The 25849-nt window shown below is 72.7% G+C and carries 23 protein-coding genes; 16 read left to right on the forward strand and 7 right to left on the reverse strand.

What is annotated here, in order from left to right; all coding sequences use genetic code 11:
* Positions 1-158: 158 nt before the first annotated feature.
* Together DN069_RS31450 and DN069_RS31455 are read left to right on the forward strand one after the other, a co-directional pair.
* On the forward strand, positions 159-896 hold the full coding sequence (locus DN069_RS31450) for a bestrophin-like domain (protein WP_165845723.1): 738 nt from the start codon (positions 159-161) through the stop codon (positions 894-896).
* 60 nt (positions 897-956) lie between these two features.
* Positions 957-1535, forward strand: a complete 579-nt coding sequence (locus tag DN069_RS31455) for a GTP-binding protein (RefSeq protein WP_111506640.1) — start codon at positions 957-959, stop codon at positions 1533-1535.
* 4 nt (positions 1536-1539) lie between these two features.
* On the opposite strand, the gene DN069_RS31460 is transcribed toward DN069_RS31455, so the two are convergent.
* The gene (locus DN069_RS31460; RefSeq protein ID WP_133260102.1) at positions 1540-3303 is read right to left on the reverse strand and encodes a hypothetical protein; all 1764 of its coding nucleotides are present in this window, start codon (positions 3301-3303) and stop codon (positions 1540-1542) included.
* 275 nt (positions 3304-3578) lie between these two features.
* On the opposite strand from DN069_RS31460, the gene DN069_RS31465 reads away from it, so the two are divergent.
* The 9 genes from DN069_RS31465 (at position 3579) to DN069_RS31505 (ending at position 15776) form a co-directional block, all read left to right on the forward strand.
* Entirely contained in the window at positions 3579-4265 is a 687-nt protein-coding gene (locus DN069_RS31465; protein ID WP_111506642.1) for a hypothetical protein, read from the forward strand.
* A 61-nt stretch (positions 4266-4326) separates the two neighbouring features.
* The gene (locus DN069_RS31470; RefSeq protein WP_111506643.1) at positions 4327-7134 is read left to right on the forward strand and encodes an FAD-binding and (Fe-S)-binding domain-containing protein; all 2808 of its coding nucleotides are present in this window, start codon (positions 4327-4329) and stop codon (positions 7132-7134) included.
* A 235-nt stretch (positions 7135-7369) separates the two neighbouring features.
* On the forward strand, positions 7370-8659 hold the full coding sequence (locus tag DN069_RS31475; protein WP_111506644.1) for an extracellular solute-binding protein: 1290 nt from the start codon (positions 7370-7372) through the stop codon (positions 8657-8659).
* 126 nt (positions 8660-8785) lie between these two features.
* Positions 8786-9790 (forward strand): carbohydrate ABC transporter permease, encoded by a 1005-nt coding sequence (locus tag DN069_RS31480; RefSeq protein ID WP_111506645.1) that lies wholly within the window; start codon positions 8786-8788, stop codon positions 9788-9790.
* Positions 9787-10653 (forward strand): sugar ABC transporter permease, encoded by an 867-nt coding sequence (locus DN069_RS31485; protein ID WP_111506646.1) that lies wholly within the window; start codon positions 9787-9789, stop codon positions 10651-10653. Before DN069_RS31480 ends, DN069_RS31485 begins: the two co-directional genes overlap by 4 nt.
* An 81-nt stretch (positions 10654-10734) precedes the next feature.
* Entirely contained in the window at positions 10735-12447 is a 1713-nt protein-coding gene (locus DN069_RS31490; protein WP_111506647.1) for a glycoside hydrolase family 13 protein, read from the forward strand.
* A 1-nt stretch (position 12448) separates the two neighbouring features.
* On the forward strand, positions 12449-13531 hold the full coding sequence (locus DN069_RS31495) for a LacI family DNA-binding transcriptional regulator (RefSeq protein WP_111506648.1): 1083 nt from the start codon (positions 12449-12451) through the stop codon (positions 13529-13531).
* The gene (locus DN069_RS31500) at positions 13531-14748 is read left to right on the forward strand and encodes an MFS transporter (protein WP_111506649.1); all 1218 of its coding nucleotides are present in this window, start codon (positions 13531-13533) and stop codon (positions 14746-14748) included. Before DN069_RS31495 ends, DN069_RS31500 begins: the two co-directional genes overlap by 1 nt.
* Positions 14749-14759: 11 nt before the next feature.
* Complete coding sequence (locus DN069_RS31505) at positions 14760-15776, forward strand: LacI family DNA-binding transcriptional regulator (RefSeq protein ID WP_111506650.1); 1017 nt, start codon at positions 14760-14762, stop codon at positions 15774-15776.
* 364 nt (positions 15777-16140) lie between these two features.
* Here the strand turns inward: DN069_RS31505 and DN069_RS31510 are convergent, their stop codons facing one another.
* The gene (locus DN069_RS31510) at positions 16141-16986 is read right to left on the reverse strand and encodes a sirohydrochlorin chelatase (protein WP_111506651.1); all 846 of its coding nucleotides are present in this window, start codon (positions 16984-16986) and stop codon (positions 16141-16143) included.
* Positions 16987-17371: 385 nt separating this feature from the next.
* Between DN069_RS31510 and DN069_RS31515 the strand changes: the two genes are divergently transcribed.
* Positions 17372-17608: a DUF397 domain-containing protein gene (locus tag DN069_RS31515; RefSeq protein WP_042368491.1), complete on the forward strand. Its 237-nt coding sequence runs from the start codon at positions 17372-17374 to the stop codon at positions 17606-17608.
* Positions 17609-17689: 81 nt separating this feature from the next.
* On the opposite strand, the gene DN069_RS31520 is transcribed toward DN069_RS31515, so the two are convergent.
* Positions 17690-18202 (reverse strand): ATP-binding protein, encoded by a 513-nt coding sequence (locus DN069_RS31520; RefSeq protein WP_111506658.1) that lies wholly within the window; start codon positions 18200-18202, stop codon positions 17690-17692.
* Between the two features lie 344 nt (positions 18203-18546).
* Here DN069_RS31520 and DN069_RS31525 point away from each other — a divergent pair, with 344 nt between their 5' ends.
* The gene (locus DN069_RS31525; RefSeq protein ID WP_111506652.1) at positions 18547-19410 is read left to right on the forward strand and encodes a helix-turn-helix domain-containing protein; all 864 of its coding nucleotides are present in this window, start codon (positions 18547-18549) and stop codon (positions 19408-19410) included.
* A gap of 22 nt (positions 19411-19432) precedes the next feature.
* Here DN069_RS31525 and DN069_RS31530 read toward each other — a convergent pair whose 3' ends face one another.
* Positions 19433-20068, reverse strand: coding sequence for a TetR/AcrR family transcriptional regulator (locus tag DN069_RS31530; RefSeq protein WP_111506653.1), 636 nt, complete (start codon positions 20066-20068; stop codon positions 19433-19435).
* A gap of 125 nt (positions 20069-20193) precedes the next feature.
* Between DN069_RS31530 and DN069_RS31535 the strand changes: the two genes are divergently transcribed.
* On the forward strand, positions 20194-20670 hold the full coding sequence (locus tag DN069_RS31535; RefSeq protein ID WP_111506654.1) for an SAM-dependent methyltransferase: 477 nt from the start codon (positions 20194-20196) through the stop codon (positions 20668-20670).
* Positions 20671-20695: 25 nt separating this feature from the next.
* Here the strand turns inward: DN069_RS31535 and DN069_RS31540 are convergent, their stop codons facing one another.
* From DN069_RS31540 to DN069_RS31550, 3 genes are all read right to left on the reverse strand, one after another.
* A complete protein-coding gene (locus DN069_RS31540) occupies positions 20696-21601 on the reverse strand; it encodes a DMT family transporter (protein ID WP_165845724.1) in 906 nt (301 codons plus the stop codon).
* 227 nt (positions 21602-21828) lie between these two features.
* Positions 21829-22770 carry a M56 family metallopeptidase gene (locus DN069_RS31545; protein WP_207892342.1) on the reverse strand — a complete coding sequence of 314 codons (942 nt, stop codon included), beginning with the start codon at positions 22768-22770 and terminating at the stop codon, positions 21829-21831.
* Positions 22771-22923: 153 nt separating this feature from the next.
* A complete protein-coding gene (locus tag DN069_RS31550) occupies positions 22924-23529 on the reverse strand; it encodes a DUF5134 domain-containing protein (protein ID WP_111506655.1) in 606 nt (201 codons plus the stop codon).
* Between the two features lie 377 nt (positions 23530-23906).
* Here DN069_RS31550 and DN069_RS31555 point away from each other — a divergent pair, with 377 nt between their 5' ends.
* Together DN069_RS31555 and DN069_RS31560 are read left to right on the forward strand one after the other, a co-directional pair.
* On the forward strand, positions 23907-25109 hold the full coding sequence (locus DN069_RS31555) for an MGDG synthase family glycosyltransferase (RefSeq protein ID WP_111506656.1): 1203 nt from the start codon (positions 23907-23909) through the stop codon (positions 25107-25109).
* Positions 25106-25831, forward strand: coding sequence for a polysaccharide deacetylase family protein (locus tag DN069_RS31560; protein ID WP_111506657.1), 726 nt, complete (start codon positions 25106-25108; stop codon positions 25829-25831). The genes DN069_RS31555 and DN069_RS31560 overlap by 4 nt, the downstream gene beginning before the upstream one ends.
* Positions 25832-25849 lie beyond the last annotated feature (18 nt).

A 25849-nucleotide genomic window follows, 5' to 3' on the forward strand; every position in this document is an offset into this window, starting at 1 on the left:
CGCCGCGACCGCCGTGCCCCGCCCGCTCCCGGCGCCCGAGGTGGCCGCCCAGCCGGCCGCTGCGCAGGCCGCCTTCGTCTACGTGGCCATCACCATTCCCGCCCTGGTCGCCGCCGGTGCCGGCGCCTTCCACAACATCTTCGGAAGGGGACGCTGAGTTGAGCCTCGGATTCCTGTTCGCCGCGCTCGTCGGTCTCGCGCTCGCGGTGCTGGTCCTGGCCGTCTTCGGACGCACCACCCGCTCCCGCGAGGGCCACTTCTCCGGCAGCGCCCTCGCCTTCCTCGGCTCGGCCTCGCTCTCCTCCTTCGTGCTCATCGCCGCCTTCCTGATCGCGGGGTCCTGGGCCAACCTCAACACCGCGCGCGGGCACACCCTGGACGAGGCCCGCGCCCTCAACGCCGCCTACACCGACGCCGACGCGCACACCCGCCCGCTGCTGCACTCCTATGTGACCTCGGTGATCCACGACGAGTGGCCCGCGATGTCCAGGGGCCAGGCCAGTGCCGCTTCCTGGCAGAAGCTGGACGCCGTCCACGCCCAGGTGCTCGCCGAACCCGCCTCCGGCGCCCGCGAGCAGGAGCTCGGTGATCTGAACGGCGTCTACACGACCCGGCAGATCCGCCTGGCCGACACCGCGGCGACGATGCCCTGGCCGCTGTATCCCGCGCTGATCTGCACCGCCCTGCTGGTACTGCTGTACGCACCGATCGCCGGGCTCACCTTCCACCGGCGGGAGGCGGTGGCGCTCGGGCTGGTGGGCGCGGTGGTCGGCTTCGGGGTGTGGATGGTGCTCCACATGACCCACCCGTACACCGGGCCGGTGCATGTGACGCCCGTGGCGTACACCCAGAGTTTGCAGCGCTTCGCGCAGTTGGCGGCGACGATCCCGAAGTAGCCGTGATCCGGGGGCGTGCGGTTCCCCACGCGCCCCCGGATTGCCTATGATGCGCCCGTGATGCGTGGCACGAAGGGAGACGGCTCGTTCGTCGCCGTCAAGATCTTGGTCGCGGGCGGCTTCGGCGCCGGCAAGACGACGCTGGTCGGAGCCGTCAGCGAGATCCGGCCGCTGCGTACGGAGGAGCGGCTGAGCGAGGCCGGGCGTCCGGTCGACGACACCCACGGGGTGGAGACGAAGAACACCACCACGGTGGCCATGGACTTCGGCCGGATCGACATCCGTCCCGGCCTGGCGGTCTACCTCTTCGGGACCCCCGGACAGGACCGGTTCTGGTTCGTGTGGGACGAGCTGGCGCAGGGAGCGCTGGGCGCGGTCGTGCTCGCGGACACCCGGCGGCTGGAGGACTGCTTCCCGTCCGTGGACTACTTCGAGCGGCGCGGCATCCCGTTCGTGGTCGCGGTGAACTGCTTCGAGGGCGCCCCGCGCTACCCGGAGGAGCAGGTGCGCGACGCGCTCGACCTCGGCGCGCACGTGCCGGTCGTGCTCTTCGACGCGCGGGAGCGGGACTCGGTCAAGGAGGTCCTCGTCGAGATGGTCGAACTCGCGCTGACGGAGCGGGAGTCCGTGTACAGCTGACGGCTCACCGCCCCGCCGGCAGGCGGACGGTGGCGTTGGTCAGCGTCATCGGGTCGTCGGTCAGGATCGTCAGCAGGGTCGGGCCGGCCGGGTTGGGCGTCAGCGGAGCGCCGATGCGGCGCAGCACATAGACGGCGCTGCCGTGCGGCGGAACGGTCCGCGGACCGGAGACGATCCGCCAGTCGAGGTCGAGCCAGGCGGTGACGCTGGTCGCGAAGGCCGGCCTCAGCGGTCGGCCGCCGGTGTTGCGGACGGTCGCGGTGATCCGGTCGAGGCCGGTCAGGCGGGTGCCGTGCGGGGCGTGCGGGCCGGAGCCGGTGGCGGTGAGACGCAACGGCGGCGGGGTCAGGATCGCCACCAGCAGCAGCACGAGAGCGGGGGCCACCAGCAGGGGCGGCAGGGCCAGCCGGACCGCGTGGCGGCGCAGCGGGGCGGGCCGCCAGGACCAGGCGGTCGCGAACAGGGCCCGCTCGTTGCAGGCCAGCGCGACCACCCAGAGCGGGGCCAGCAGCACGAAGTAGGTCTCGGTGGAGCGAGTGGACAGGAAGAACGCGGGCCAGGGCAGCAGCGCCAGCGCGGGCGCGAGCCGGGCCGGCCACACCACGAACGCCGCGAGCGTGGCGAGCAGCGCCGCGGCGGCCGCCGCCGAGTACATCCCCGGGGCGCCGCTGCCGGAGGTCAGCCAGAGGCTGATGTCGACCGGCCCGAGACCCTGCGGCGAGGCGTGCTGCGTCAGCACGGTCAGCACCCCGGAGCCCCACGCACGTCCGTCGCGGAGCAGGAAGGGCAGGTTCAGGACCAGGAACACGCCGGCGGCGACGCCGACGTAACGGCCGGTCACCGCGAGGGCAGGCCGCCAGTAGCCCTGTTCGCCCCGCAGTAGCAACAGGACGCCGACCAGTAGGAACACCGTGAGGAACCACGCGAGTTGGTGCGCGGCGTCGGCCACGCCGAGACAGCCCGCCGAGAGAATCCCGGCGCGGCCCAGCCGCCCACCCGCGCCGATCCGGCTCCACCCCGCCAGCACGACCACGAGGAAGGGCAGAGTCAGGAACACCGGGTAGCCCTCGCGGGCGTAGGGGAACATCCAGATCACCGCGAACAGCAGCACCGTCGCCGCGGGCCGCAGCGGGGCGGGCAGCCGTCGGAACATCAGCAGGGCGGCGGCCACCAGCGAGCCGACGCACCACAGCCCCGCCACCGGCAGCCACGTGGGCAGGGGGACCAGCCCGTGCGCGGTGAACGGGGCGTTCAGCAGCACGCTGAGCGGCGGATAGCCGAAGGTGTCCGCCGAACTCCCGTCCATCAGCGGCGTGGTACCGACGTGGAACAGCTCCGCGACGCCGGTGAAGTGCGCGCCGTAGACGTGCCCGCCGGAGGCGAAGGAGCGGGCCGCTGTCGTCACCAGCGCGCCCTCGTCGTCGTGGTAGGGCTGCGCACTGCTGTTGACCGCGTACGCCGTCTGCAGCGCCAGCCGCACGACAGCGGCGCCCAGTACGGCGGCGTCCAGGCGCCGCAGCCCCCGGTCGCCCCGTGCGGTCGCCACCAGCACGGCCAGCAGCAGCAGCGCCCCGTACAGCAGGCCGAAGCCCACGCTCAGGTAGACGCGCGAGACCGCCTCGTCCCGCAGCAGCGTCGGCAGTCCTTGGAACAGCACGACCACGGCGAGGAGGGAGAGGACACGATGGGCGAGCGTCGGCGGGACCGCCGCGGCCCGCACCGGCACGGCAGGGTCCACGGCGTGGGCCGTCATGGCACGAGTCGTCATGGCGAGGCCGACCGTAGCCGACCACGTGGCGCGCCACCGGCCGTGACGGCCCGCTTACGCGAACGAGTGACATCGCAGGCCAACGGGTTCGTCCGCCTGGCCGAACGGCGCGTGTGCGCGCGGCTGACCGTGCGTCGGTTCGCGGTCCGGCCCTGGCGTAACCAGGCGAATACCGGACCCGCGGGTCCAAAGCTTCTGCGCTACCAGCACAATGGTTCTTCACGGGAGCGACACAGGGCAGTACGCGAACCTGAGAAGGCGGTGACGAGAGACACATGGGCGACGCGGTGATCGGCGGCCCCGACACGGTGCCCCTGCGTCCAAAGCGGCTCACGGTGCCCACCTGGCGCCGCCTGCTCGGCCTCGCCATCACCCTGGCGGCGTTCGCGGCGGTGATCCTGGTGGGCCAGGTGGTCGGCTGGCTGACGGCGGCTCAGACCTCCGCGCACGCGGCCCAGGCCGCGGACGGTCAGGCCCGTCTGCTGGTCATGGCCTTGCGCCAGCTGACCCCTGACGGGGCGCCCGCGGAGGCCCGGTTCGCCCAGGTCTCGTCCGGCCTCAGCGCCGTCCTGGTCGGCGACCGGTCACTCGGCGCGGCGGAGGCCCGGTTCACCGTCCAGATCACCGGCCACGCCACGACCGGCTCGTTCGGCGGCCACCAGTCGGTCGACGTGGAGCGCTGCTACGTGGTCGACTGGCGCCCCCCGCACGTCTCCGACCCCGCGCCGGTGCGCTGCCCCGCGCTGCCGGCGGTCGCTGACGGCATGGAGAGTGCCACCCAGCTCGCCCAGGACCTCAACACGGCCGGCGGCATCGGCTCCGGCCGCTACCTCGCCGCCGGCGTCCTCGGCGCGTGCGCCTTCGGCGAGCAGAGCAGAAACGGTTTTCTGTCCTGGCCCGCCCCCGCGCTGACCCCGTGCGACGGAGCGAACGCGGCGAAGGCCGCACTTTTCCGCGACTGAGAAGTTGCACGCTCCCAGAGCCTCGCGCCCCTGGGGAGTGCAAGTGGTCCAGAATGATCAGGTGAGCGTTCCGGGTCTCGAGAAGGCGCTGCGCGCCGCCGTGCGCGGCGACGTGGACTTCGGGGCGGCGCAGCGGGGCGTCTATGCGTACGACGCGTCGAACTACCGGCAGGTGCCGCTCGGGGTGGTGAAGCCCGTGAGTCCGGACGACGTGCGGGCGGTGGTCGCGCTGGCGCGGGAGTACGGGGTGCCCGTGCTCGCGCGCGGGGCGGGCACCAGTATCGGGGGGCAGGCGATCAGCCCCGGCGCGCTGGTGCTGGACGTTCGGGCGGGGCTCGGCGCACTCGCCGCAGACGCGGTCGATCCGGGGGAGCGGACCGCCCGCGTGGGCCCGGGGGTCGTGCTCGACGCGCTCCAGCGGGCCGCCGCCCCGTACGGGCTGAGGTTCGGGCCGGACCCCTCCACACACAGCCGCTGCACCCTCGGGGGCATGATCGGCAACGACTCCTGCGGGGCGCACTCCGTCGCCTACGGGCGGACCTCCGACAACGTCCGCTCGCTGGACCTGCTGCTGCCCGACGGCACCGAACTGACCGTCCACGGCCCCCGCACCGCCGCCGAGCGCGCGGCGCTGCTGCGTGCGCCCGGACGGGCCGGCGAGATCTACCGCGCACTCCACGCGCTTTCCGAAGAACACCTCATGACGCTCCGTCAGGACTTCCCGACGCTGCCGCGCCGGGGATCCGGGATCGCGCTGGACGCGCTGCTGCCGGAGCGCGGGTTCGACCTGGTGCGGGCGCTGGTCGGAACGGAGGGGAGCTGCGCCCTCGTCCTCGGCGCGACGGTCGCTCTGGTGCCGCGCCCCGCGCGGACGGAGCTCGTCGTGGCGGGGTACGCCGACGAGACCGCCGCGGCCGAGGCCGTGGTCGAACTGCTGCCGCTGCGGCCACTGACGGCGGAGGGGATGGGCGCGGACCTGATCCGGTCCGACGCGGCGCGCGAGCGGCTGCCCAAGGGCGGCGGGTGGCTCTTCCTGGAGGCGGAGGCGGGCGAGCACGCGCGGGCGATCGAGCGGGCCGTGCGGGCGCAGGGCGCGGCCGTGGCCGTCGTCGCGGACGCGGCGGGGCAGCGGGCGCTGTGGCGGGTGCGCGAGGCGGCCGCCGGGACGGCGACGCGCGGGCCGGACGGGCAGGAGGCGTGGCCCGGCTGGGAGGACTCCGCGGTGCCACCGCAGCGGCTCGCGCCCTACCTGCGCGAGCTGCGCGCGCTCACCGCCGAGCACGGTCTGCGCGGCACGCCGTTCGGGCACTTCGGCGAGGGCTGCCTACACCTTCGGCTGGACTTCCCGCTGGACACCCCGGCCGACGGCCGGTTCCGGCGCTTCCTGACCGAGGCGGCCGGACTCGCCGTCCGCCACGGCGGCTCGCTCTCCGGCGAGCACGGCGACGGCCAGGCGCGCGCGGAGCTGCTGCGGCTGATGTACCCGCCGGAAGTGCTCGCGCTCTTCGCCCGCTTCAAGGCCGTCTTCGATCCGGGCAACCTGCTTAACCCGGGCAACCTCGTCGACCCGCGCCCCCTCGACGCCGACCTGCGGCAGCCGGGGCTGCCGCGCACCCTGCCGCTCGCGGACGGCGCGCGCCGCTGCGTCGGCGTCGGGGCGTGCGTCGCGGACGACCCGGCGGCGGTGATGTGCCCGAGCTACGCCGCCACCCGCGACGAGCGCCACTCGACCCGGGGCCGTGCCCGCCTGCTGGGCGAGCTGCTGCGCGGGACGGTGACGGGGGAGGGGCCGATCACGGACGGCTGGCGCTCCCGCGAGGTGCTGGGCGCGCTGGATCTCTGCCTGTCCTGCAAGGGCTGCGCGAGCGACTGCCCGGTCCATGTCGACATGGCGACCTACAAGTCAGAGTTCCTGCACCGGCACTACCGGCGTCGCCTCCGGCCTCGCGCCCACTACGCCCTCGGCAGCCTCCCGCGCCTGCTCCGGCTGCTGCACGCCGTCCCGGGCGCCGGCCGCGTCGCCTCTCGCGCCCTCCGCGTCCGTCCGCTCGCGGCGGCGGCCCGAGTGCTCGCCGGAACCGCCCCCGAGCGACCGCTGCCGCCGATCCCGGCCCGCTCCTTCACGCAGACCTACCGGCCGTGCCCGAGCCCGGCGCAGCCGGTGCTGCTCTGGCCCGACACCTTCGGCAACCACCTCGACCCCGACGTGCTGGAGGCGGGCGCGCAGGTGCTGACCCGGCTCGGCTTCCGGCCGCTGCTGCCAGCGGGGCCCGTCTGCTGCGGGCTGACCCAGGTCAGCACCGGCCGTCTCGACGCCGCCCGGCGCACCATGGCCCGCACGCTCGGCGTCCTCGCCAGGACGTCGGCCGACCTGCCGGTCGTCGTGCTCGAACCCAGCTGCGCGGCGGCGCTGCGCGAGGAGCTGCCGCGCCACCTGCCCGACGACCCTCGGGCCGCCCAACTCGCCGCCAAGGTCCGCACGTTCGCCGAGTTCCTCGACGAGCACGCCGCGCTGGAGGACCTCCCGCCCGCGAGAGCGGAGCTGCGCGGCGCCCTCGCGCAGACGCACTGCCATCAGCACGCCGTGCTGGGCGTCGCCGCGGACGAGCGGGTCGCGGCGCGGGCGGGGCTGGACGTGCGGCGGCTGCCGCCGTCCTGCTGCGGGCTGGCGGGGAACTTCGGGTTCGAGCGCGGCCACCACGAGGTCTCGGTTGCCTCGGCGGAGCGGGTGCTGCTGCCTGCGCTGCGCGCCGAGCCCGCGGCCCGGGTGCTGGCGGACGGTTTCAGCTGCCGCATCCAGATCGCCCAACTCGCCGACGGCCGCAGGGCGATGCACCTCGCGCAGCTGCTCCGCGAGCTCCTTCCGTAGGGTTTTGCAGCAAGCTTCAGCGCCGCCGTCAACGCTCTGACCGGCGGATCACTCCTTTGGGCCGGGCGCCTGCGGTCGTCTTGCGGCAACACGCGGGACACGCGCAGGTAACGATCCCGCCGTCTTGCAGAAAATTGCTGCAAGGACTTTCCAGGGCGCTAACACCGCTGTTACGTTCCTCCCCAAGCCCAGCGGCAGTGCGGCTCTGGGCATCCCACCCCTGAAGGAGTGCACGATGCGTCGTGGCATTGCGGCGGCCGTTCTGGCGACGGCGATAGCGGTTTCTGCAAGCGCTTGCGGTTCCTCCGGCGGGACCGCGTCCGGCAGCTCGGCGGCCAGTGGCCCGGTCACCATCACCTGGTGGGACACCTCGGACGCGACGAACGAGGCCCCGACCTACAAGGCCCTGGTCGCCCAGTTCGAGCAGGCCAACCCGACCATCAAGGTCAACTACGTCAGCGTGCCGTTCGCCACCGCGCAGACCAAGTTCACCGCCGCCGCGGCCGCCGGCAAGGGCGCCCCGGACGTCATGCGCTCCGACGTGGGCTGGCTCGCCGGCTTCGCGCAGCAGGGCTTCCTGGCCCCGCTCGACGGCACCCCGGCCGCCGCCGACAAGTCCTCCTTCGAGCCGCAGCTCATCCAGCAGGCCACCTACCAGGGCAAGCTCTACGGCGTTCCCGAGGTCACCGACACCCTCGCGCTGATGTACAACAAGCAGCTCTTCACCAAGGCCGGCATCACCACCGCGCCGAAGACCTGGGACGAGCTCAAGGCCGACGCCGCGCTGGTCAAGCAGAAGGACGGGGTGGACGGCTTCGCCTTCAACCCCGCGTCCTACTACGCGATGCCGTTCCTGTTCGGCGAGGGCACCGACATGCTCGACCCGGCGAGCAAGAAGCTGGAGTTCAACTCCGCGGCGGCCGTCAAGGCCGTCAACACCATCAAGGACCTGGTCGTCGCCCCGGGCGTCTCCAAGCTGGACACCACGCCCAACGGCTACACCAACATCATGGACGCCTTCGAGAGCGGCAAGGTCGCGTCCATCATCCAGGGCCCGTGGGAGACCACCAACGTCTTCAAGGGCGCCTCGTTCAGCGACAAGACCAACCTGGGCATCGCCGCCGTCCCGGCCGGCTCCGCGGGCAAGTCCGGTGCGCCGATCGGCGGCCACAACCTGATCGCCTACGCCGGCTCCGACGCCGCCCACCAGGCCGCCTCGGAGAAGTTCATCGCCTTCATGACCTCCGCGGCCTCGCAGGTCACCATCGCGACCAAGAACGACACCCTGCCGACCCGCCAGGACGCCTACACCTCGGCCGTCACCGCGAACCCGGGCATCGCCGGCTTCCAGGCCGTCCTGTCCGCGGGCGTGCCGCGCCCGGCCGTCGCGCACTACAGCGACCTGTACACGCCGTTCGGCACCGAGCTGGTCAAGATGCTGAGCGGCCAGGAGAGCGTCCAGCAGGGCATGAGCAACACCACCGTGCAGGCCCAGAAGCTGCTGCCGGACTACGCCGCGCAGTGATCCCCGTGCCGGCCGGCTGTCCCCTTGAGGGTGGGGGGAGCCGGCCGGCCGCCCGCATCTCCCCCCAGCAGAACTCCCCGCAGCTGTACCAGCCAACTCAGAACTGATGCGTGAAGAGGTGTCAGCATGACCGTGGTCGCGCCGGCGGAAGCCGCGACGCCACGCCGGTCCCAGGAGCCGCGGCGCCGCACTGGCCCGCTGCGCCGGATCCGGCACTCCTACGACCAGTTCTGGTACGCCTGGGCGATGTGCGCCCCGGTCGTGGTGATCCTCGGTGTCCTGGTGGCCTACCCCCTGGTCCTCGGCATCATGTACACCTTCACCGATGCCACCAGCCTCAACGTGGGCCACACCATCGGCGTCAACCACATCCCCGACACCTTCAGCTGGGTCGGGTTGAAGCAGTACGTCGACATCCTGTCCGGGCCCGACAACCAGTTCTGGCCGCACTTCTGGTGGACCATCATCTGGACCTTCACCTGCGTGGCGCTGACCGTCTCGCTGGGGCTGGGCCTCGCGGTGCTGCTCAACCGGCAGGTGCGCGGCCGCACCTTCTACCGGGTGCTGCTGGTGCTGCCCTGGGCCGTGCCGACCTTCGTCACCATCTTCTCCTGGCGGCTGCTGCTCTCCGACGGCGGCGCGGTCAACCACGCGCTCGGCTTCCTCGGCCTCGGCCAACCCGCCTGGCTCAGTGACCCGTTCTGGCAGAAGGTGGCCGCGATCGGCGTCAACGTCTGGGTCGGCGTGCCGTTCATGATGATCTCGATGCTGGGCGGCCTGCAGTCCATCCCCGCCGAGCTCTACGAGGCGGCCGAGATGGACGGCGCGACCGCCTGGCAGCGGTTCCGCCACGTGACCCTGCCGGGCCTGCGGCCGGTCAGCAGCACGCTGATCCTGCTCGGCGTGATCTGGACCTTCAACCAGTTCAACGTCATCTTCCTGCTGTTCGGCAGCACCAACGGCGACAGCGTGCAGATCCTGGTGACCTACTCCTACCGGCTCTTCTTCGGCCAGAACCCGATGGACTACGCGGGCGCCGCGACGGTCGGCGTGCTGTGCCTGTCCATCCTCATCGTCTTCACCGAGTTCTACCGGCGCTGGATCCGGCGCATGCAGGGAGCGCAGGCATGAGCAGCGAGACGACCAGCAAGAAGCACCTCGGCCGTGGGCAGCGCGGCCCGCTCGCCTCCGTCGGGCTCCACTCCGTGCTCGCGATCGCCGCCTTCGTCGCCGCGTTCCCGGTGGCCTGGGTCGCCTACGTCTCCCTGGGCGGCGGCGAGTACGACTACCAGCACCCGCAACGGATCGCCGCGCACCCGACACTGTCCAACTACAGCCACGTGTTGAACCACACCGACTTCTTCACCTGGCTCGGCAACTCCACCATCGTCGCGCTCGGCACCACCGTCGTCGGCGTGCTGGTCGCCGCGAGCGCCGGCTACGCCGTCTCCCGGATCAGGTTCCTGGGCCGCGGCAGCCTGATGTACACCTTCCTGCTGACCCAGATGTTCCCGGTGTCGGTGCTGATCGTGCCGCTGTACAAGATCCTGGCCAACACCAAGCTGCTGGACACCTACCCGGGCCTGATCCTGGTCTACTGCACCACGGCCGTGCCCTACTGTGCCTGGCTGCTCAAGGGCTACTTCGACACCATCCCGGTGGACATCGACGAGGCCGGCCGGATCGACGGACTCAGCCCGTTCGGCACCTTCTGGCGGCTGATCCTGCCGCTGGCCCGGCCGGGCCTGGCGGTCGCGGCGTTCTACACCTTCCTGACCGCATGGGGAGAGGTCGCCTTCGCGTCCTACTTCCTGTTGTCGCCCGACAAGTTCACGCTCTCCGTCGGCCTGCAGACCTTCGTCAGCCAGTACAACTCGCAGTGGAACTACCTCGCCGCGACGGGTGTGCTGATCGCCATCCCGGCCGGCGTCTTCTTCTACCTGGTCCAGAAGCACCTGGTGACCGGCCTCACCGCCGGCGGGACCAAGGGCTGAACGGGCGAACCCCGCCCGTCACCCCGGCCCGTAATCTGACCGCCAGTCACTTCTCCGCATCTCTCGCACCCAAGGGATCTCATGACCCAGCATCTCGTCGTTCCGGCCCGCCCCGCCGCACGTGGTGAAGGTGAGCCCAACGCGCAGCGGAGAACCGGCTGGTGGCGCGAGGCGGTGATCTACCAGGTCTACCCGCGCAGCTTCGCCGACGCGAACGGCGACGGCATGGGCGACCTGGCGGGCATCCGTGCCCGGCTGCCCTACCTGCGCGACCTGGGTGTCGACGCGGTCTGGCTCTCGCCGTTCTACGCCTCCCCGCAGGCCGACGCCGGCTACGACGTCTCCGACTACCGCCGGGTCGACCCGATGTTCGGCGAACTCGCCGACGCCGCAGGGCTGATCGAGGACGCGCACGCGCTCGGTCTGCGGGTCGTCTTCGACCTGGTGCCGAACCACTGCTCCGACCAGCACGAGTGGTTCCAGCAGGCGCTGCGTGAGGGCCCCGGCTCCGCGCTGCGCAAGCGCTTCCACTTCCGCGCCGGCCAGGGCGAGAACGGCGAACTGCCGCCCAACGACTGGGAGTCCATCTTCGGCGGCCCGGCCTGGACCCGGGTCACCGAGCCGGACGGCACGGCGGGGGAGTGGTACCTGCACCTGTTCGCGCCGGAGCAGCCCGACTTCAACTGGGAGCACCCGGCGGTCGCCGACGAGTTCCGCTCCATCCTGCGCTTCTGGCTTGACCTCGGCGTGGACGGCTTCCGCATCGACGTCGCCCACGGCCTGGTCAAGGCCGAGGGCCTGCCCGACCTGGGCGTGCACGACCAGTTGAAGCTGCTCGGCAACGACACCATGCCCTTCTTCGACCAGGACGGCGTCCACGAGATCTACCGCTCCTGGCGGCCCATCCTGGACGAGTACCCGGGCGAGCGCATCTTCGTCGCCGAGGCGTGGACCCCGACGGTGGACCGCACCGCCAACTACGTCCGCTCCGACGAGCTGCACCAGGCCTTCAACTTCCAGTACCTGGCCACCCCGTGGGTCGCCGAGAAGCTGCGCGACGTGGTCGACCTGACGCTGGAGGCGATGCGGCCGGTCGGCGCGCCCGCCACCTGGGTGCTGTCCAACCACGACGTCACCCGGCACGCCACCCGCTTCGCCAACCCGCCGACCGAGGCCACCCAGATCCGCACCGCCGGCGACCGCGCCCTCGGCCTGCGCCGGGCCCGCGCCGCCACCGTGCTGATGCTGGCGCTGCCCGGCTCCGCCTACGTCTACCAGGGCGAGGAGCTCGGCCTGCCGGACGTCACCGACCTGCCCGACGCGGTGCGTCAGGACCCGTCGTTCCACCGCGCCAGCGGCCAGGACGGCTTCCGGGACGGCTGCCGGGTGCCGATCCCGTGGTCCGGGGGCGAGGCCCCCTACGGCTTCGGTCCCGTCACGGACGGCCCCAGCTGGCTGCCGCAGCCGGACTCCTGGGCCGAGCTCAGCGTCGAGGTGCAGACCGGCGACCCGACCTCGACGCTGGAGCTGTACCGCTCCGCGCTGGCGATCCGGGCCGCACACCCGGCGCTGGGCGCGGGTGACGGCGTCGAGTGGCTGGACGCTCCCGCCGGGGCGCTGGCCTTCCGCCGGACCCACGCGGACGGTGCCTTCGTCTGCGTGGCCAACACCGGCTCCTCGCCCGTGCGGCTGCCCGTGCCTGGTCGGCTGCTGCTCACCTCGGGCGAGGAGCCGGTCGAGAGCGGCGGGGAGATCGTGATCCCGGCCGACACGACCGTCTGGTGGTCGCTCTGAGATGACGCTTCCCTCTCAGGTCCCCTCACCTGGGTCCGCACAGGGTGGCCCGCCGCCGGCCCCGGCCCGGCTGGCGGACATCGCCGCCCAGGCCGGCGTCAGCGAGGCGACGGTCTCGCGCGTGCTCAACGGCAAGGCGGGCGTCTCCGGCGCCACCCGGCAGACCGTGCTCGCCGCCCTCGACGTGCTCGGCTACGACCGGCCGGTCAAGCTGCGGCAGCGCAGCGCGGGCCTGATCGGGCTGATCACGCCCGAGCTCAGCAACCCCATCTTCCCGGCCCTGGCCCAGGTCATCGAGCAGGTGCTGACCCGGCACGGCTACACGCCCGTGCTGTGCACCCAGACGCCCGGCGGCTCGACCGAGGACGAGCTGGTCGAGCTGCTCGTCGAACGCGGCGTCACCGGCATCGTGTTCGTCTCCGGCCTGCACGCCGACACCAGCGCCGACCACGAGCGCTACGCTCGGCTCGCCGGCCGGGGCGTCCCGTTCGTGCTGATCGACGGCTTCAGCGAGCGCATCGACGCCTCCTTCGTCTCGCCCGACGACGGCGCCGCGATGTGGATGGCTCTGCGGCACCTCGCCGAACTCGGCCACGAGAAGGTCGGTCTGGCCGTCGGCCCGTCCCGTTTCGTGCCGGTGGCCCGCAAGTTGGAGGGCTTCACCGCCGCCGCGCAGGAGCTGCTCGGGCTGACCGAGCAGGGTGCGCAGGACCTGGTGCAGCACTCGCTCTTCACCGTCGAGGGCGGACACGCCGCCGGGGCACGGCTGTTGGACAAGGGCTGCACGGCGGTCGTCTGCGGCAGCGACCTGATGGCCTTCGGCGTGATCCGGGCCGCCCGGCAGCGGGGGCTCTCCGTCCCGGGCGACTTCTCGGTGGTCGGCTTCGACGACTCCCCGCTGATCGCCTTCGCCGACCCGCCGTTGACCACCATCCGCAAGCCGGTGGAGGCCATGGGCCAGGCGGCGGTGGACGCGCTGCTGGAGGAGATCAGCGGAACACCTGCCCACCGGGCCGAGTTCGTCTTCCAGCCGGAGCTCGTGGTCCGCGGCTCGACGGGCGCCCGCCCCTCCGGCGCCCGCTGATGTCCTACCGCGCGCTGTTCGCCCCACGCGGCGCGGTCGGTTTCACGCTGGCCGTGCTCGTGGCGCGGTTCCCCTCCGGGATGTTCTCGCTCGCGGCGACCCTGCTGGTCACCTCGCTGTACGGCTCGTACAGCCTGGCCGGCGTGGGCGGCGCGGCGACGCTGGTCACCGTGGCCCTCGCCGGGCCCTGGCAGGCCCGGCTGGTGGACCGGCACGGCCAGTCCCGGGTCACCGTCCCGGCGGTGCTGCTGGCCACGGCCGGCTCGCTCGGCGTGCTGCTCAGCCTGGAGCTGCACGCACCTGTCTGGCTCTACCTGATGGCCTGCGCGGTCAGCGGCCTCGGCCCCAACACCGGCTCCCTGGCCCGCGCCCGCTGGGCATTCCTGCACCGTGGCGACGAGGCGGTGCTGCACACCGCCTACGCGTACGAGGGCGTCGTCGACGAACTCTGCTTCGTCCTCGGCCCGCTGGCGGCGACGGCGCTGGCGGCGGGGGTCTCCCCGCTCGCCGGATACGTGACGGCCTCGCTGGTCTCCCTGGTGGGCGTGCTGGCCCTGGCCACGCAGCGCCGCACCGAGCCGCCGGCGTCCTGCCGGGCCGACGCGGCATCGGGGCCCGGCGCGCTGCGGTCTCCCGGCGTCGCGGCGCTGGTGCTGATGCTCACGGCGACCGGCGTCGTCTTCGGCACCATGGAGATCACCACCATCGGCTTCGCCCAGGCCCACGGCCACAAGGCCGCGGTGGGCGCGGTGCTCGCCTGCTACGCCCTCGGCTCGGCCCTCTCCGGCGTCCTGCTCGGCCTGTGGAAGCCGCGCGGTCGGGCCGTGGTGCGGCTGCGCTGGGCGCTGGCCGCGATGGCCGTGACGCTGGCTCCGCTGCCGCTGGCCGGGGGCCTGTGGACGGTCGGACTGCTGCTGCTGGTCGCGGGCTTCGCGACGGCCCCGACGATGTCCACCAGCATGGGCCTGGTGGCCGAGCTGGTACCCGCCGGGCGCCTGACCGAGGGTTTCACCTGGACCACGACCGGCCTCCTCGTCGGCATCTCCGCCGGGCAGGCGGCGGGCGGCTGGCTCGTCGACCACGCACCGGCCGGCACCGGCTACCACGTCCCGGCCCTGGCCGCGCTCGTCGCGCTGGCGCTCTCGTGGCGGCTCCCGCGCCGATCCGTCAGCTCCCGGCCTGACGAAACAGCAGGCGAACGGCTGTCCGTGCAATAGGCTTCGGTGCCGTGAACACAGCGCGGTTGGCGGACATCGCGGCGCAGGCGGGGGTCTCCGAGGCCACCGTCTCCCGTGTGCTGAACGGAAAGCCCGGAGTGGCGGCGGCGACCCGGCAGTCGGTCCTCGCCGCCCTCGACGTGCTCGGCTACGAGCGCCCCACGCGCCTGCGGCAGCGCAGCGCGGGCCTGATCGGGCTGATCACGCCCGAGCTCAGCAACCCCATCTTCCCGGCGCTGGCCCAGGTCATCGAGCAGGTGCTGACGCGCTACGGCTACACGCCCGTGCTCTGCACGCAGACCCCCGGCGGCTCCACGGAGGACGAGCTCGTCGAGATGCTGGTCGAACGCGGCGTCACCGGCATCGTGTTCGTCTCCGGCCTGCACGCCGACACCACGGCCGACACGGCGCGCTACGACAAGCTGCAGGGGCAGGGCGTGCCCTTCGTGATGATCAACGGCTACAGCGAGAAGGTGGCTGCGCCGTTCATCTCCCCCGACGACCGCGCCGCGATGTGGATGGCGGTCCGCCATCTGGCCGGGCTCGGCCACGAACGCATCGGCCTGGCCGTCGGCCCGGCGCGTTTCGTCCCGGTCCTGCGCAAGGAGGAGGGCTTCGTCGCCGCGCTGGCGGAGGTCCTCGGTTTCTCGGAGGAGCAGAGCCTGGACCTGATCCAGCACTCGCTCTTCACCGTGGAGGGCGGCCAGGCCGCGGCGAACGTCCTGCTGGACAAGGGCTGTACAGCGATCGTCTGCGGCAGCGATCTGATGGCCTTCGGCGCGATTCGCGGTGCGCGGGCGAGGGGGCTGGCGGTCCCGAAGGACATCTCCGTCGTCGGCTTCGACGACTCCCCGCTCATCGCCTTCGCCGACCCGCCACTGACCACGATCCGCCAGCCGGTCGAGGCGATGGGCGCCGCCGCGGTCAACGTCCTCCTCGAGGAGATCGGCGGCAACCCCGCCCAGCGGGGCGAGTTCGTCTTCCAACCCGAGCTGGTCGTCCGCGGCTCCACAGGCTCCCGCGGGTAGTTTCAGCACGCTAGGGGCGCGAGCACGGTTGCATGCGCTCCTGCAGGCAGCCGCAGCACGCTAGGGGCGCGGGGAACTGCGCGAGAAACCACCCTGAGCGGATGGCCCTGTGCGTTGAGGACCATCCGCACGCCAGTTGGCTCGTCGCGCAGTTCCTCGCGCCCCTGGATAGTGCAACGACTTGCGGGAGCATCCGTGACACGTCGCGCCCGTGCGGCGGAGCCGCAGATCGGTGCAGCCCCGCGCCCCTGGATAGTGCAACGACTTGCGGGAGCATCCGTGACACGTCACGTCCGCGCGGCGGACCCGCAGGTCGGTGCGGCTCCGCGCCCCTGGGTCGTGCAACTACCTGACGTGCGAGGCCTTACAGGCCCTCGGCCGGGATGCCGAGGGCGCGGAGGTAGAGGCCCAGGGCGAGGCGGGCGACGGAGGCGTACGCGCCGATCGGCTCGGCGGTGGCGCAGTCGATCGCCTCGGCGACGGCCTTGAGGGCGTCGGCGGGGACCTCGGGGCCGAGGAGGTAGGGGGCGAGGGCGGGCTGGACACAGCCCGTGTCGCGGAGGTGGGTGACGGCCGCGGCGATGGACTCCGCGGAGTCGAGCGAGGCGGCCACGACCGGGACGGCCAGGCGCGCGGCGAGGAGGACCGCGGTGACCTCGGCGAGCTCCAGTGCCTCGGGGCCGCCCGCGCCGGCCAGGACGATGCCGTCGGCGGAGGTGTTGATGGCGAACAGGCGCGCGCGGTCGGCGCGCGCGAGGCCCGCCTCGCTGAGGCGGACGTGGACGGCCTCGGCGAGCAGCGGGTGCGGGCCGAGGGTGTCCGTCAGGGTCACGCCCTCGAACGGCGCCAGCACGGCGTCCAGCTCCGTGAAGGGGCCGGGGGAGAGGGGAACGACGATCGGGGGCGTACCGGCCTCCAGCGAGGCCGTCAGCACGTCCGCGAGGCCACGGCAGGTGTAGGGGCCGTCGTCCTCGCCCGCGGTGAGGTACGCGGGGGAGACCTCGATGCCGGGGTGCTCCAGCCGGATCAGCGTGGCGATCTCCTCGGCCAGCTGCCGGGCCTCGGTGGACGCGGGCGCGGGGACCGCGAGCAGCAGCGCCGGCGCCCCTTCGGGCAGCTCGGGGCGCTCGGGTCGACGGTGACGCCCCTTCGCGCGGGCGCTGGGCGTACGGACAGGCAGCGGCGTGCTGGGAGTCGCGGCAGTGCTCATGGGGGACGATCGTAGGTCATCCGTTCCCCGGAAGGGAGCCGGGTGTCCTTATACCCGTTGATTGAACCGTGTGGGCGTGAGCAGCGTCACATAGATGGAAGCGGCACATGATTACTGACTGTGTGTCACGGGGGAGTTCCATGCTGTCGATCATGACCTGCTGTTTTGGCACGTTGGAGTGTGCCGGTAGCCGAGAGCGACAACGGTCCGCCCGGATTTGCCCGATTAGGGCGGTCAACTCCCTGCGGTGTAAAGGAATCTGTCACCTCATGTAAACGCATGTGCACACGCATAAGCACCTGCACGTGCACGTGCACTGGCGATATCATCACCGGCAGTGAGACCGCTGCATGGTGCACCGCTCGCACGATCCGGGGAGATACCTATGCGTCGCATCCACAACGGCATCGCCGCCACGGAACTTGAGGGAGTGGTCTGGCAGAAGGCTCGGATGAGCAACTCTCAGGGCAACTGCGTCGAGCTGGCGCGGCTGGCCGACGGGGACGTCGCGGTGCGCAACTCCCGCTTCCCCGACGGGCCGGCACTGATCTACACCAAGGCGGAGATCGTGGCCCTGTTGCACGGGGTCAAGGCCGGGGAGTTCGACCACCTGGCCGAGTGAGCGCAAGGGCGCGGCGAACGATCCACCCGAAGGAAGAAACAAGGCCCGGGAGCCGCGCTCCTGGGCCTTCTCGCGTACCGGCTAGGTGGCGCGGAGTTCGAAGACCGCCCAGACCACCTTGCCGACGGCGATCGGGTGCCACCCCCACGACTGACTGAAGGACTCCACCAGATGCAGCCCGCGGCCGGACTCCGCTATCCAGTCGGCCTCGCGCGGCACCGGGCCGCGCTCGCTGGGGTCGCTCACCGCGCAGACGACCTGGGGTTCGTTGCGTACCAGGCTGAGGCGGATCAGCGGGGCCGGGAGGTCGGTGTCGGCCGCCGCGTCCATCCGGTCGCCGATCGGGCTCGCGGTGCCGCGGCGCGGCCAGCAGCCGCGCTGCTCGGGAACCACCGAGGGGAGCCCGTAGCGCAGCGCGTTGGTCACCAACTCGCTTGCCACCAGGGCGACATCGTCGAAGAGGTCGCCGAGCTCCCAGCGGTTGAGCGTCAGCCGGGTGAACTCGCGTGCCGTGCGGACCGATTCGTGACGCGGTGCCAACGCACAGCTCACGATCGACTCACGGTCCGCTGCCACCGCCGGGCTCAGGCCCATGAAGAGCTCCTCCCATGCGGGCGCGGCCCCGTTCGCGGTCGGCGCGCGGGGCGGAATCTCGGCGTTCTCGGCGGATTGCCTCGGGGCGTGCAGGTGCACGTGCTCCATGGTCCTCTTCGCATACGTCAGATGCAAGAGTGGATTCACGTGCATTCGCATTGCTTGCAGATGCACGTGCAGATTCCCGTGCAGAGTGTCATCATGTGATTGCACAGTGCGATGGGCATGGCATGCCCGCGCGCCAATCTTGACCGATGTGTGAACAACCGGGCACGATGCGCGCCCGGGCAGTGCCTGACAGTGGCAGACTGGCCCTGGTAGCCAGCGGGTGGAGGTTCGACGGAATGACCACGGTTCAGCCGGGGGGCGGTTCGATGGTCCGCCGCATCCTCCTCGGCTCCCAGCTTCGCCGCCTGCGCGAGGCCAAGGGCATCTCCCGCGAGGACGCCGGCTACACGATCCGGGCCTCCGAGTCCAAGATCAGCCGCATGGAGTTGGGTCGCGTCAGCTTCAAGGAGCGGGACGTCGTGGATCTGCTCAGTCTCTACGGTGTCGACGAGTCGGAGCGCGGCCAGCTCCTCACCCTGGTGCGCGAGGCGAACCAGAACGGGTGGTGGCACAGCTTCAGCGACGCCATGCCCAACTGGTTCCAGACCTACGTCGGCCTGGAGGAGTCCGCGGCCCTGATCCGCACCTACGAGGTGCAGTTCATCCCCGGCCTGCTGCAGACCGCCGACTACGCCCGCAGCATCATGGGCCTGAACCGGCCTCATATGCAGAGCGAGGAGATCGAGCACCGCGTCGACCTGCGGATGCGCCGTCAGCGCATGGTCACCGAGGGCACCGGTCCCCGCCTGTGGGCCGTCATCGACGAGGCGGCGCTGCGCCGGCCGATCGGCGGCCGGGAGGTGATGCGGGCTCAGGTGCAGCACCTGATCGAGGTGTCCGAGTTCCCCAACATCGTGCTGCAGGTCATGCCGTTCCGCTTCGGCGGCCACGCCGCAGAGACGGGCGCCTTCTCCATCCTCCGCTTCCCGGAGCAGGACCTCCCGGACGTCGTCTACCTGGAGCAGCTCACCAGCGCGCTCTACCTCGACAAGCGCGACGACGTGGACGCCTACATCCAGGTGATGGAGCGGCTCAGCGTTGACAGCCTCACCCCCGAGCAGACCGTCGAGCTGCTCTCGGGCCTGCTCAAGGAGTCCTGAGCTTCAAGGGGTGTCCTGGGCTTCACCCGGCGGCGGGCAGCTGCGGGGCGCGCGGTCCGAGGGCGGGGTCCAGGCCGTAGCGGGCGAACAGGTCCGCGCGGATCAGCTCCGGCGGCGCCTCCGCGCCCGGCAGCAGCATCCCGATACACGCACCCATCAGCGCGCTGCGCAGCACCGCGTGGTCGGCGTGCGGATCGGTGGAGCCGCGCCGCCGCAACACCTCCTGGAGCAGCCGGCCCAGTTCCCGCTGCTCCTCGTCCTGCACGAAGACGCCCTCCATGGGCGCCAGGATCAGGGCCAGATGGGTGCGCATCAGGGTCGGCTGGTCCACCGCCAGGCCGGTGACCGCGTCGATCGCCGTGGCGAGCCAGACGTCCGGATCCTCGGAGTGACGCGGGCTCTCCTTGTCCTCCAGGGTCCGCAGCGCGGCGGCCAGGGTCAGGTGCATGTGCCGGTGCATCGCCGTCTGCAGCAGGAAGCGCTTGCCGGGGAAGTAGTACGACACCAGCCCCCGGGCCACCCCGGCCCGCTCCGCGATGTCACCGAGCGTCACCTTGGTGAACCCGCGCCGGTCCACGAGCTCCACGGCCGCCTGCATGATGCGCTCGCGGGACCGGGCCCGCATGACCTCGTTGACTGCCGCCCGCCGTGGTGACATGGTGCTCCCGCGCTCATTGGCCTGGCCGTTGGCCTGGCGTCAATATACGCGTGGCACACAGACGGTCCGCGGGCACGGGGGGCTCGCCGGGCCCTCCTCCTCCACCCCCGCTCGGAGCAGCGCGCATGAGCAGCGAGCCGATCGTCCCGCTGACGCCCGTCGGCCACGTCGTCGGGGGCCGGGACGAGGTCCGCGACGACCACTGGGGGTCGGTCACGGCCGTGATCCGCCTGGACGCGGACCGATACGGCCCGGAGGCGCTCGCCGGCCTCGGCGACTTCTCCCACCTCGAGGTGGTCTTCCAGTTCCACCTCGTCCCCGAGGCCAGGGTCGAGACCGGCGCCCGTCGGCCCCGCGGGCGCGAGGACTGGCCCCTGGTCGGCATCTTCGCCCAGCGCGGCAAGAACCGCCCCAACCGCCTCGGCGTCTCGCGCTGCGAGCTCGTCCGGATCGACGGCCTCGACGTGCACGTGCGCGGCCTCGACGCGGTCGCCGGCACGCCGGTGCTCGACCTCAAGCCCTGGATGGACGAGTTCGGCCCGCGCGGTGGGACCCGCCAGCCTGCCTGGGCAACGGAACTGATGGGGGAGTACTACCGGTAGTACTCCGCGGTGGTCGGCGCCCGGATCAGCGGGTGCCGGACATCTCCCGTTCGGCGGCCGCCTGCCGGCGCAGCGACTCCAGGCAGGCGTCCGGGAGGGCGGGGTGGCGGCCGATGACCACGACGCCCAACACGATGCAGGCCAGGCCGAAGGCCTCGCCCGCCAGCGCGCCCGGGGTGAGCACGAGGCGGTCGCCGAGGAAGCCGACGCCGCAGGCGATGCCCGCGAGGGGCTGCGCGGCGGTGAGGGCCGGGAGGGACATCTTCAGCGGCGCGGACTCGAAGGCACTCTGTACCAGGATCAGTCCGACGATGCCGATCAGGAGCACGGCGTAGGGCTGCCAGCTGACCAGCAGTGCGCGCAGGCCGCCGTGGTCGAGGCGCAGGCCCGCGGTGCGGGTCAGCGCGTCCTGGAGGCCGTACAGCAGCCCGGCGGCGAGAGCCAGCAGGGTGGCCTCCCGGACCCGGGGCAGCCGCTTGGCCAGCGAGACCAGCAGCAGGGCCAGCCCCGCCACGATCCCGAAGACCAGCCAGTGCCGCAGCGCGCCCTTCTCCGTGCCGCCGCCGGTGGGCGCTCCGCTGAGGATGAAGACCGTCACCCCGGCGGCGAGCAGCAGCACGCCGCCCCAGCCGGAGGCTCCCAGGGTCTGCCGGGTGATCCGGCGGGCCAGTGCCATCGCGAACAGCAGGTTCGTCGCGAGCAGCGGCTCGACCAGGGAGATCCTTCCGGCGTTGAGCGCGAGCGCGCTGAGCACCTGGCCGCAGATCATCAGGGCGATGCCGAGCTGCCACTCGCGCGACCGCATCAGCCCCAGGAGCAGCCGGAACGACAGCAGCTGCTCGCGCGGCGCGGACTGCGCCGCGTGCTGCTGCAGGACGAAACCCAGCCCGAGGAGGCAGGCCGCACCTACGCCGAGAAGAAACACCGTCACGGGGAAGCCCCCACAGAGAGTCACGAGCCGTCAGCAGTGGCCCCTCGCCCGAAGCGTAGCGCGCGTGGCTGAGAATGGCCTTGGAGACGCCGAAGGAGGGCGGGGAAGTTGGGCAGCGCTCGGGATCCGCCGCTTCCCCGGACGCCCCTTCGGTGCCTGTGCGTCACTACGCCTCGGAGGCGGTCGCCCCGCGTTCTAGCCGTCCGGGGCAGGGGCGGCGCCGGCGGCTAGAGCGCGGTCAGGCCCGGCGCGAAGGAGAGCAGGACCGGCGTGAGCGGCAGGGCCAGCGCGGCCACCGTCAGCGCGAGGCGCTGCCAGGCCCGCAGGCGGGGCGCGCCCGTCAGCAGGCGGTCGATGCGCGAGGGTATCTGCGCGAGCGGATGCGTGCAGGAGCTCTCGGGGTTCAGCTCGACCAGCGCGATCGCCGTGGCCAGCCGGCCGTGGCGGCGCGCGGCGGAGTCGTCCGCGGCGAGCTCCACCAGGCGGCCCACCTGGTCGCGGAACTGGGCGAAGAGCCGCACCGCGGGGAACCCGGCGGTCAGCGCCTCGGCGGCGCTGAGCAACCAGTGGTGGCGGGCGCGGACGTGGCCGCGCTCGTGGGCGAGCAGCGCCTGCAGCTCGCGGTCGCTGAGGCGGCGCAGGGCGCCGGTGGTGACCACCATGCGCGGGACCGGCCCGGGCAGCGCCCAGGCGCGCGGCTCCGCGCTCTCCAGCACCACCAGCTGCTCCGAGCGCTCCGACCGGGCCGGGTCCGGCCGCAGCTCCGGGTGCAGGTCCGGCGCCTGACGCGCCAGCTGCCGGCGCTGGCGGCGCCGCACCGCGCGGGCGCCCGCGAGCTCGTAGGCCAGCGCCAGCGCGGTGCGGACGCCGCCCAGGGCGAAGACGAAGGCCGCCGCGATGGCCCAGGGGTGGGCGGAGGGGAAGCCGTAGGCGGCCTCCACGCCCGACGGCGCGCCCGCGAACAGCAGCGACCTGACGGCCGGCCAGGCGGCGGCGCCGGTCAGGACCAGCGCGCAGGCGCAGCACAGCAGGACGGCGACGACGATGCACTGCCAGGCCCACAGGGCGACCACCGGCTCCCGGCCCGTCCAGCGGGCGCGCACCAGCGCGCGCGGGCCCAGTAGGGCCAGCGCCGCGCCGAGCGCGACGAGTCCGGGCAAGGCTCCCACCGCTGCGGCTCCTCCGGGGCAGGACGGGACGCACGCATCCGTGCGTGGGGGCTCAACTTATGCCCTGCCGGGCCGAGGTGGAATCGCTTTCGGCGCAGCAGTGACGCAGGACACGAATCGAGCGCGGGCCGGTCCGGCTCGGTTTGGCCCGGTTCAGAGCAGGGCCAGCATCGTGGCCATGGACAGACCCATGACGACCCGGCAGGCGTCCGGCAGCGCGGGCGCGCGCCACAGCGGCCGGGCGGCGACGCCGACGGCGGTACCGGCACCGCCGGGTGCGGTGAGTGTCGGCGTGACCAGGCGCAGGCCGGCCCCGACCGACACGAGCACGCAGGCGACGAGCAGCGCCCCCGTCACCGCCGGGACGCCCCGCTCGGGCATCCCGGGCATCCCGGCCATGCCCGCCAGATCGCTCGAGCCGGACCCGGGCGGTGCGGCGGCCATCGCGACCGTCATGTAGACCATCGCGCCGTGCCCGACGAGGTGGTACGCGTGGTGGGCGCGGTGCCCGGTGGCGAGCGCGGCGAGTACCAGCGAGGCCAGCGCGGCCGACCCGTAGACGGCCACCCCGACACCCGTAGGGGTCACCAGGCCGGCCGCCATCGCGGCCATGCCCAGGCCCATCACGGCCTCCGTCGCGTCGGCCGCCCGGTGCGCGGCCGGCGCCGCGCGCCGCAGGCAGAGCCGCCCGGCGCAGTAGGCCCCGGCGCCGCCGCAGAGCAGCACCAGCAGCCACGCGATCACCCCAGCGCCGCCCATCCGCGCCCCCGCTCTTCCCCGCTCTTCGCATCGCGCCTGCTCGCGGCCGCCCCGACGCGGCCACTGTCGCGCGCCACCGCCGCCGGGGGACAGGGCGCGCCGGGGGCGCAAAGGCGCAGAAGCGGACGTAGCGGGCCGCCGTCTCCTTCCCAAGACCGAACCCTGAGGTCTCGCATACTCCGTTTGGAGTACGTGGGCCCTGCGCGTACCCGACGCGACTACGGATGGGGGGTGCCGATTCATCCTGCGGGCGCTCTTCAGGCGCGGATCCGCTCAATAGCGTGGAACCGTCCGTTCGTGTCGTCGCAGCGGATCCGCTCACCGGGGTGGGTCGCCGCGTCGACGCACCGCCGAGAAGACCGGGGAACGCCGACACCATGGGCCGACTGATCAGACTCCCGCTGCAGCGCCGTACCGTCTCCGGACATGGCACCCCCCGTGCCGTGATCGTGTCGGCGAGCGTCGGCGCGGGACACGACGCGGTGGCCAAGGAGCTCGAGGTCCGCCTGCGCGAGGCCGGCCTCAACGTCGACCGCCACGACTTCCTCGACCTCCTCCCCGGCGGCAGCGGCAAGCTCTTCGTGGGCACGTACCACACCATGCTGGAGCGGGCCCCCTGGACCTGGAAGCTGCTCTACGGCGGCCTCGACAACCCCCGCATGATGGCCGGCCAGGCGCGGCTGTTCACCTGGCTCTCCGGCCGGGCCATGCGTCGCGCGCTCAAGGACGACACCGCCATCGTCGTCTCCACCTACCCGCTCGCCAGCCAGGTCCTCGGCCGGCTGCGCCAGAGCGGCAAGGTGACGCAGCGGGTGCACACCTACCTGACCGACTTCTCGGTGCACCGCCTGTGGGCCTCCCCGTACGTGGACGCACACGTGGCCGTGCACACCGTCCCGGCCGAGCAGGCCGAGCAGATCGACTGCCGGGACGTCCACGTCGTCACGCCGCTGGTCGACCGCCGCTTCCGCCCGGTCAGCAAGGCCTCCCGGGCCGCCGCGCGGCAGCGCTGGGGCCTCAAGCACGACGCGAAGATCGCGCTGCTGGTCGGCGGCTCCTGGGGTGCGGGCGACCTGGAGCGCACCGTCGCCGACGTCCAGGGCGCCGACCCGCGCTTCACCTGTGTCGTCGTCTGCGGCCGCAACGAGACGCTGCGCCGGCGCCTCCAGGAGGCCGGCGTCACCGCGCTCGGCTGGGTCGACGACATGCCGAGCCTGATGCACGCCGCCGACGTGCTGGTGCAGAACGCCGGCGGCATCACCGTGCTGGAGGCCGTCGCCTCGGGCATCCCGGTGATCACCTACCGCTCCATCCCCGGCCACGGCCTGACCAACGCGGCCGCGCTGGACAAGGCCGGCGTGGCCCCCTGGGCCCGCAGCCACGCCGAGCTGGCGCCGCTGCTGGACCGAGCCGTCCGATCCGCGGCCGCCGTGCCCGCCCCCTGGGGCGTCGACGCGGTGGCGCTGCTGCTGGAGTCCGCCGGTCTGACCCACCTCGCCGAGGCGGCGTCCGGCGTGGTCCTGCCGCTGGCCTCGGCGATGGAGGCGATGGACTCGATGGAGATGGAGAACGCGCGATGAACCGCGTCGTCAAGACGGCCGCCGGGATCGCCGGCGGCCTGGCCCTGGCCCACGCCGCGCCGGCGCTCACCTCGATCCAGCCGCTGGAGCCGCTGCGCACCAAGCTCTTCCCCGGCTACGGCGGCCAGGGCGCGGCGGACCACATCGCGCTCAGCTTCGACGACGGCCCGGACCCGATCTCCACCCCGCGCTTCCTGCGGCTGCTGGAGAAGCGGGACGTCAAGGCCACCTTCTTCCTGCTCGGCTTCATGCTGGAGCGCGACCCGGGCCTGGGCAAGGAGATCGTCGCCGCGGGCCACGAGATCGCCGTGCACGGCTACCTCCACCGCCCGATGGTGGTGCGCACCCCGCGCGCCACCCGCGACGACCTCACCCGCGCCCGCGACCTCGTCGAGGAGTCGACGGGCGTCGCCCCGCGCTGGTACCGCCCGCCGTACGGCATCGCCACGACGGCGGCGCTGACCACCGCCCGCAGCCTCGGCATGACCCCGGTGCTCTGGACCTCCTGGGGCGCGGACTGGCGCGCCGGAGCCACGGGCACCTCCGTCTTCCAGACGGTCACCCGCAACCTGCGCGGCGGCGGCACGATACTGCTCCACGACTCGGACTGCACCTCCGCGCCCGCCTCCTGGACGGCCACCCTCGCCGCCCTGCCCCGGCTGCTCGACCACTGCGAGGAGCAGGGCTGGAACGTCGGCCCCGTCGGCGAGCACGGTCTCTAAAGGGTGTTGCACAATCCG

The sequence above is a fragment of the Streptacidiphilus pinicola genome, assembly GCF_003258295.1.
Lineage (GTDB): Bacteria > Actinomycetota > Actinomycetes > Streptomycetales > Streptomycetaceae > Streptacidiphilus > Streptacidiphilus pinicola.

Coding starts and splice junctions, on each gene's coding strand:
- DN069_RS31515 (WP_042368491.1), top strand. CDS start 17,372: ATGCGTCGCATCCACAACGGCATCGCCGCCACGGAACTTGAGGGAGTG.
- DN069_RS31535 (WP_111506654.1), top strand. CDS start 20,194: ATGAGCAGCGAGCCGATCGTCCCGCTGACGCCCGTCGGCCACGTCGTC.
- DN069_RS31530 (WP_111506653.1), bottom strand. CDS start 20,068: ATGTCACCACGGCGGGCGGCAGTCAACGAGGTCATGCGGGCCCGGTCC.
- DN069_RS31485 (WP_111506646.1), top strand. CDS start 9,787: ATGAGCAGCGAGACGACCAGCAAGAAGCACCTCGGCCGTGGGCAGCGC.
- DN069_RS31480 (WP_111506645.1), top strand. CDS start 8,786: ATGACCGTGGTCGCGCCGGCGGAAGCCGCGACGCCACGCCGGTCCCAG.
- DN069_RS31465 (WP_111506642.1), top strand. CDS start 3,579: ATGGGCGACGCGGTGATCGGCGGCCCCGACACGGTGCCCCTGCGTCCA.
- DN069_RS31455 (WP_111506640.1), top strand. CDS start 957: ATGCGTGGCACGAAGGGAGACGGCTCGTTCGTCGCCGTCAAGATCTTG.
- DN069_RS31550 (WP_111506655.1), bottom strand. CDS start 23,529: ATGGGCGGCGCTGGGGTGATCGCGTGGCTGCTGGTGCTGCTCTGCGGC.
- DN069_RS31500 (WP_111506649.1), top strand. CDS start 13,531: ATGTCCTACCGCGCGCTGTTCGCCCCACGCGGCGCGGTCGGTTTCACG.
- DN069_RS31495 (WP_111506648.1), top strand. CDS start 12,449: ATGACGCTTCCCTCTCAGGTCCCCTCACCTGGGTCCGCACAGGGTGGC.
- DN069_RS31525 (WP_111506652.1), top strand. CDS start 18,547: ATGACCACGGTTCAGCCGGGGGGCGGTTCGATGGTCCGCCGCATCCTC.
- DN069_RS31560 (WP_111506657.1), top strand. CDS start 25,106: ATGAACCGCGTCGTCAAGACGGCCGCCGGGATCGCCGGCGGCCTGGCC.
- DN069_RS31555 (WP_111506656.1), top strand. CDS start 23,907: ATGGGCCGACTGATCAGACTCCCGCTGCAGCGCCGTACCGTCTCCGGA.
- DN069_RS31475 (WP_111506644.1), top strand. CDS start 7,370: ATGCGTCGTGGCATTGCGGCGGCCGTTCTGGCGACGGCGATAGCGGTT.
- DN069_RS31490 (WP_111506647.1), top strand. CDS start 10,735: ATGACCCAGCATCTCGTCGTTCCGGCCCGCCCCGCCGCACGTGGTGAA.
- DN069_RS31520 (WP_111506658.1), bottom strand. CDS start 18,202: ATGGGCCTGAGCCCGGCGGTGGCAGCGGACCGTGAGTCGATCGTGAGC.
- DN069_RS31460 (WP_133260102.1), bottom strand. CDS start 3,303: ATGACGACTCGTGCCATGACGGCCCACGCCGTGGACCCTGCCGTGCCG.
- DN069_RS31510 (WP_111506651.1), bottom strand. CDS start 16,986: ATGAGCACTGCCGCGACTCCCAGCACGCCGCTGCCTGTCCGTACGCCC.